The 5,548-nt window shown below is 65.3% G+C and carries 8 protein-coding genes; 5 read left to right on the forward strand and 3 right to left on the reverse strand.

Features of this window, described 5'->3' with window-relative positions; genetic code table 11:
* Window positions 1-524: 524 nt before the first annotated feature.
* On the forward strand, window positions 525-890 hold the full coding sequence (locus AX724_RS05760; RefSeq protein ID WP_066764290.1) for a UrcA family protein: 366 nt from the start codon (window positions 525-527) through the stop codon (window positions 888-890).
* Between the two features lie 311 nt (window positions 891-1,201).
* Here AX724_RS05760 and AX724_RS23285 read toward each other — a convergent pair whose 3' ends face one another.
* The 3 genes from AX724_RS23285 to AX724_RS05770 form a co-directional block, all read right to left on the reverse strand.
* Window positions 1,202-1,639: a hypothetical protein gene (locus tag AX724_RS23285; RefSeq protein ID WP_156448007.1), complete on the reverse strand. Its 438-nt coding sequence runs from the start codon at window positions 1,637-1,639 to the stop codon at window positions 1,202-1,204.
* A 75-nt stretch (window positions 1,640-1,714) separates the two neighbouring features.
* On the reverse strand, window positions 1,715-2,479 hold the full coding sequence (locus tag AX724_RS05765; protein WP_066764292.1) for a LytR/AlgR family response regulator transcription factor: 765 nt from the start codon (window positions 2,477-2,479) through the stop codon (window positions 1,715-1,717).
* A 6-nt stretch (window positions 2,480-2,485) separates the two neighbouring features.
* Window positions 2,486-3,598 carry a sensor histidine kinase gene (locus tag AX724_RS05770; RefSeq protein WP_066764293.1) on the reverse strand — a complete coding sequence of 371 codons (1,113 nt, stop codon included), beginning with the start codon at window positions 3,596-3,598 and terminating at the stop codon, window positions 2,486-2,488.
* A 150-nt stretch (window positions 3,599-3,748) separates the two neighbouring features.
* On the opposite strand from AX724_RS05770, the gene AX724_RS05775 reads away from it, so the two are divergent.
* The 4 genes from AX724_RS05775 to AX724_RS05790 form a co-directional block, all read left to right on the forward strand.
* On the forward strand, window positions 3,749-3,967 hold the full coding sequence (locus AX724_RS05775; protein WP_066764296.1) for a hypothetical protein: 219 nt from the start codon (window positions 3,749-3,751) through the stop codon (window positions 3,965-3,967).
* 107 nt (window positions 3,968-4,074) lie between these two features.
* A complete protein-coding gene (locus AX724_RS05780) occupies window positions 4,075-4,329 on the forward strand; it encodes a hypothetical protein (protein WP_066764297.1) in 255 nt (84 codons plus the stop codon).
* Window positions 4,330-4,419: 90 nt separating this feature from the next.
* The gene (locus tag AX724_RS05785) at window positions 4,420-4,794 is read left to right on the forward strand and encodes a hypothetical protein (protein ID WP_066764298.1); all 375 of its coding nucleotides are present in this window, start codon (window positions 4,420-4,422) and stop codon (window positions 4,792-4,794) included.
* 214 nt (window positions 4,795-5,008) lie between these two features.
* Window positions 5,009-5,548, forward strand: a 540-nt coding sequence (locus AX724_RS05790) for a hypothetical protein (protein WP_066764300.1), incomplete at its 3' end; no start/stop codon positions are given.

The raw sequence follows: 5,548 nt of genomic DNA on the forward strand, positions 1-5,548 counted from the left end.
CGTCTGGCTTGTCGCGCGGGCGGGTTGTCGAAGGGGTGGGGCAGCGGCGTGGCGCTGGAGTAGGATGCGCAGGACAGGGGCGGTTCACCCGAGGTTCAGCGCCGATGGCGTCGTTTCGTCCCTGACGGATTTCCTGCATCCGGTGTGCCCGACAGCGCCTGGATACGCCCCCGGCCTTCCCTTGCGCCGGGGGCGTTTTCGTTTTTCACCCGATCGTTGCGATCTGCGCTTTCCGCTACGGCATGGCTGTCGTTCGTTCGGCGGCAGATGTCGTTCGTCGTGCCGTTCGTCCTTTCGGGCCGGCGCTTCGTCGGTCGCCGCGTCGTTGGCCGACGCGCGTCGCACCCGGGTCGAAGCAGGCGCGCGGCGCTTGCCCGGCGAGCCTAGAGAGGAAGGGCGAACGGGGACGGACGCTGTCTTCCTCCAGACCCTTTGACGGCGGCCCCCCGTTCGCACCCGGTGCTCGCGGCCCCCCCCCATATCGCGCGGCTCCGGCCACAGAAGATTTTTGAGGAGATACGCCCATGTCCGCTTCGTTCAAGATCGCTGCGATCGCCAGCGCTTCCATCGCCCTAGCCCTGACCGCCGGCGCCGCCAGCGCGACGGAGATCAACGCATTCCAGTCCAACGGCCGCACCGCCGAGGTCTATCATGGCGACCTGGACCTGACCAAGGCGGACCAGCGCCAGCACCTGCAGGCGCGGATCAGCCGGGCGGCCGGGCGGGTCTGTTCCAACGGGACGCTGGCCGAACAGCAGGCATGCCGCAAGCTGGCGGTGGCGCAGGTGCAGTCGCGCGTCAGCGCCGCGATCGCCCGCGCCGAAACGAAGGAGCGCTACGCCGACGCCACCCCCGCCACGCGCGAGGCGCGCCCGGTGGTGGGGAACTGACGGAAGCCATGCCGTTCCCCCGGCGACCACCGGGGCATGAAGGCGGAAAGGCCCGGCGGAGGACGCCGGGCCTTTCTGTGTTTGGGGGAATGGGTGGGGATGGCGTGGATGGGTGGAGAGCGGACGGTCTCTCCCTCCCGTCATGCCAGCGCAGGCTGGCATCTCAGGCCATAATGTTCACCATCTCCTGAGACCCCAGCCTTCGCTGGGGTGACGGAATTGGGTGGTTAGGAGACCATCGGCTTCGAGCGCACATTTCCAGGAAAGCAGACTTATCGGGGGCATGGAACCGCATGCCATATTGGTATGCCTTACCATGGTGATGGAGGATCGGGCACTTGGCGAGTTCGCGTTTTCCAAGTGTTGATCGTTTCAACTGCCGCCGCCAACATGTCGTCTAGCTCGACGACCGAACCCTTCCAAACTTGTTCTAGTTCGCGTTCCACATCATCATTCGTATCGACGGCTCGCGCATGAACCTTCACGCGGCCCCATTTCGGTGGTGCGACACTAATCTGAAAACATTCAAATGGTGGATCACCGGGGGTGTAAAAAAATCGTGCAGGACGATGCGCCGACTCGGTGAATAACTTTGTGCCGAGGATAGAGACCCATTTTTCGATTACAGGATCGAGTTTCTCAAAAGCAGGCATCATTCTCGTATACAGGCGATTGGCATCGTCCGCTATCAGGAAGGACGAAAAAGCCCGTTGGACGGCTAGAAATGGTCGATGACGGTCCTCCCCCATTCCGCGTAGATCATCGTGCGGGTCGGACCGTCGTTGACCACGATCGCTCTGCGGCCGGTGGACAATGAGGACCGGTCAGCGGCCCGTCATCGCTCGTGCATTGGCGAGGAAGGTGCGGCCGATGCGGATTTCGCTGCCGTCGGCGAGCGCGGCGAACCAGACGCCGCTGCCGTCATGGCGCAGGCGGGCGATATGGTCGCGGCGGACGATGTGGCTGCGATGCAGGCGGACGAATTGCTGCGGGTCGAGCCGTTCCTCCAGGCTGCTGATCGTCTGGTGGAGGAGGTAGCTGTGGCTGGCCACGTGGAGGCGCATATAGTCGCGTTCCGCCTCTATGCGGTCGATCTGGTCGGCGGCGATGCGGATGAGTTCGCTGCGGTGGGGCACCCAGAATTCCTCGGCCCATTCGGGCGCCGGCGGGGCGGGGGGCGCGGCGGCATCGTCCGGCGCGCGGTTGCGCAGCGCCACCGCCACCCGGTCGACCGCGCGGGTCAGCCGGTCATGGGCGACGGGTTTGAGCATATAGTCGACGGCGGCGAGGTCGAACGCCTCCACCGCGAACCCTTCGAACGCGGTCACGAAGATGACGGCGGGGCGGATGCCCATGCGGCCCACCGCGCGGGCGACGCCGATCCCGTCCAGCAGCGGCATCGCGATGTCGAGCATGACGAGATCGGGCTTCAGCCCTTCGATCAGGCGAAGCGCGGCTTCGCCGTCCGTGGCGGTGCCGACAAGGGCGATGCGCGGTTCGCGCGCGCAGAGCATCTGGAGCCGTTCGATCGCGAGCGGCTCGTCATCGACGATGAGGGTGCGGATGGTGGATGACGCTGGATTGGTCATGGTCGGTCAGCAGCCCCGGCGGATGATGGGCAGGGTGAGCAGCACGGAAAAGCCGTCCCCTTCCCGCGGACCATAGACGATGCGGCCCTCATCGCCAAAGCGGGCGATCAGCCGGTCGCGCACATTGGCAAGGCCGATGCCGCTGCCCGCGTCGCCGGGTCCGGGGGGATTGTCGCCATCGTCCGTGACCGCGATGTGCATGAGGTCGCCATCCGCGCGCGCGGTGATGCGGATGGTGACGGGGCTGGAAGTGCGGGACACGCCATATTTGATCGCGTTTTCCACCAGCGGCTGGAGGATGAGGCCGGGCACGCAGGCGTCCATCAGGCTGTCGGGCACGTCGATCTGCGTCGTCAGCCGGTCGGGGAAGCGCACGGCCTCAATATCCAGATAGAGTTTCTGGAGATGCACTTCCTCCTCCAGCGGCACATCGTCCAGCGGATCGCCGGTCAGGCTGGTGCGGTAGAAGTTGGAGAGCGACAGGATCATCCTTTCCGCTTCGTCCGGGCGGTCGCGCATGACGAGCGTGGAGAGGGAGTTGAGCGTGTTGAAGAGGAAGTGGGGGTTCACCTGATAGCGCAGCGAGCGCAGTTCCGCCTGCTGCGCGGCGCGTTCCAGCCGGGCGGCGCGGCGTTCGGTGCGGTGCGCTTCGCTGGCATAGGCAAGCGCGAGGTAGAGGCCGGCCCAGGCGGACAGGAAGAAGTAGCGGCTGATCGCGTCTTCGACGATGGAGATGAGGAAATATCCCTTCTCCGCCATCTCCTTCTTCGTTTCGGCGTCGGGGAAAAGGCTGACCGGATCATAGACGTTGAAGATGTAATAGTTGGCCGCCGCCATCGCGAGGGCAAAGGGCGCGGCGAGCGAGAAGGCGGCGACGATGCGGACCGCCAGCGGCTTGCCATCGAAGCGGCGCAGCGCGAGATAGAGGATCCAGGTGACGATGATGCCGATGGTCGCGACCACCATGCGGCGCGCGGCGAGTTCCCACTGGGCGTCGAAGCCGATCACGGCCGCGCGCAGGCTGACGATGACGGTGTAGAAGAACCAGAAACCCAATATGGAATAAAGCGCGACCGCCGGCGCGACGCCGCGATCGCCGTCTTCGGCAATATCGTTCATCCCCCTGTTTTACGCATGTCAGGCGGAAATGTCTGTAGCGGCGACGCGTTGCTGGTCGAAGCGCGGTCAACGTTGGTCGAAGCGGAACCGGCGCAAGGGGCCATCCGTTGATCCTTACGAACCCGTATCGCGACCAGGAGGAAAAATCGGATGACCGACGAAGCCAAGGACCGGGGCGTGCGCCCCAACAGCCGGGAAGAAGCCGGGGTGGACCGTTGCAGCGACGATCAGGACCATGCGCTGTCCGCCGACGAGAAGCTGGACGAGGGAATAGAGGATTCGATGGATGCGTCCGACCCGCCATCGTCCACCAAGCCGGGCAGCCATGGCGACCCGGTGCCGTCGTCCGGCTACAAGGAGGAGGACTGAATAGCGGCGCGATTTTGACTATGCTATGCTGGCCGCGAGAGAGCGAAACCGCCGCCGGCCCGCAGGCTGCGCCGGAAGGCGCGTCACAGAGAGGAGCAAGACAGTCCATGCCGACATCCGCCACCCCAGCCATCGAACGGATCGCCCGCGTGCTGGCCGGGCGTCAGTTGAGCCTGAATGGCGAGGGCAGCGATCCCCATGCGGCCGGCGCGGTGGACGCGGCCTGGCCCGACCATGTCGACGATGCCTATGCGATTTTGCACACGCTGCGCGAGCCGGACGCCGACATGGCGCAGGCAGGCGATGTCGCGGTATGGCGCGCGATGATCGGCGCCGTGCTGGAAAAGCGCGCCGGCGCCTGACCGGGGCGCGCCAGCGCCAAGCGGCGTCAATCCTGTGCGGATAAGGATTCGGTAAGGTCGATCCGGCATGAGCGTGTCGGGAGGCCCCGCATGTACGACATTCTTTTTCGCCACGACATCAATCTGTTGGACATCGCCTGGCATGGCCTGTTCGATCCCGCGACCGTCGCGTCCTACGCCCGCGAGGTGAAGGCGCGATTCGCGCAGGAGCGCTTTGCGCCCGGCTATCTGCTGCGCATGGACATGAGCCGCAGCGCCGTTCAGCCGCAGCATGCGGTGGCGGCGTTCCGCGAACATCTGGGGGATGGAAAGTTTCCGCGCGCGTCGCGCATCGCCATCGTGACGCCGAGCGCGATCGCCACGCTTCAGGTAAGGCGGGAAATGACCCAATCCTATATGCGCATTTTCGCGAAAGCGCCGGAGGCGCTGGCCTGGCTGCTGGAACGGCAGCCCGCCCTTGCCTGACCGGCATTGTACCTGACCAGCGCTGTCAGGGCGGGGGACGGGCACGGAATGCGCCCGGACATAATCTTTTCGTCGCAGTCACATAAGATACATATTGCACCGCACAACGAAATCTGTTCCCTTTGCTGAACAGCGGTGGAACGGGCGCTTAAGCCTTCAGTAACCAAGGCGGGCGCATGTTTCATCCTGCGACTTCAAGTCGGAGGGCAAGAATATGGGCACCAGTGCAAGACCGGCGGACGGGGCAGTCACCCTCGCGGAACTGCGAGAATTCGCCAGCTTCCCGTCAGCCACGCAGCGTTACATCAGACGTTCGCTCGACATCGGGCTGCATCGCCGCGACGCGATGAAGCTGTGGTCGCGCGACATGGTGGAGGAAGCATCGATCCGGGCGCAGGCGCGCATCTACGGACGGCTGGACGAGATCAAGGCGCGGGTGCCCGACGACAGCGGCCTGGAGCAGGTGGAGCCGTTCATGGCCCCGCTGGTGACGGTGTCGGCCTTCGACCTGGGGCAGGACAGGCTTGCGAGCTTTTCGGCCTATCGCTTCCTTTACGAACGGTTGCTGGGCGCGGGGGCGCGGCCATGGCTGCCCGGCGCCTTCTGCGCGGCGGCGAGCCTGCCGCACCTCCACCCCGACAAGCGGCGCGCGCTGCTCCAGTCGATCAGCGAGGCAGCGGCGACGGCGGCGGGATGGTCCAACCGGGAGCCGACATTCTACCCCGAATGGGTGGAGAAGGTGGATTTGAGCAAG

Source organism: Sphingobium sp. CCH11-B1, assembly GCF_001556865.1.
In the GTDB taxonomy this organism is placed as follows: Bacteria; Pseudomonadota; Alphaproteobacteria; order Sphingomonadales; family Sphingomonadaceae; genus Sphingobium.

Excerpts from the sequence above, each read along its gene's own strand:
- AX724_RS05760 (WP_066764290.1), top strand. The coding sequence starts at position 525 with ATGTCCGCTTCGTTCAAGATCGCTGCGATCGCCAGCGCTTCCATCGCC.
- AX724_RS23285 (WP_156448007.1), bottom strand. The coding sequence starts at position 1,639 with ATGGGGGAGGACCGTCATCGACCATTTCTAGCCGTCCAACGGGCTTTT.
- AX724_RS05765 (WP_066764292.1), bottom strand. The coding sequence starts at position 2,479 with ATGACCAATCCAGCGTCATCCACCATCCGCACCCTCATCGTCGATGAC.
- AX724_RS05770 (WP_066764293.1), bottom strand. The coding sequence starts at position 3,598 with ATGAACGATATTGCCGAAGACGGCGATCGCGGCGTCGCGCCGGCGGTC.
- AX724_RS05775 (WP_066764296.1), top strand. The coding sequence starts at position 3,749 with ATGACCGACGAAGCCAAGGACCGGGGCGTGCGCCCCAACAGCCGGGAA.
- AX724_RS05780 (WP_066764297.1), top strand. The coding sequence starts at position 4,075 with ATGCCGACATCCGCCACCCCAGCCATCGAACGGATCGCCCGCGTGCTG.
- AX724_RS05785 (WP_066764298.1), top strand. The coding sequence starts at position 4,420 with ATGTACGACATTCTTTTTCGCCACGACATCAATCTGTTGGACATCGCC.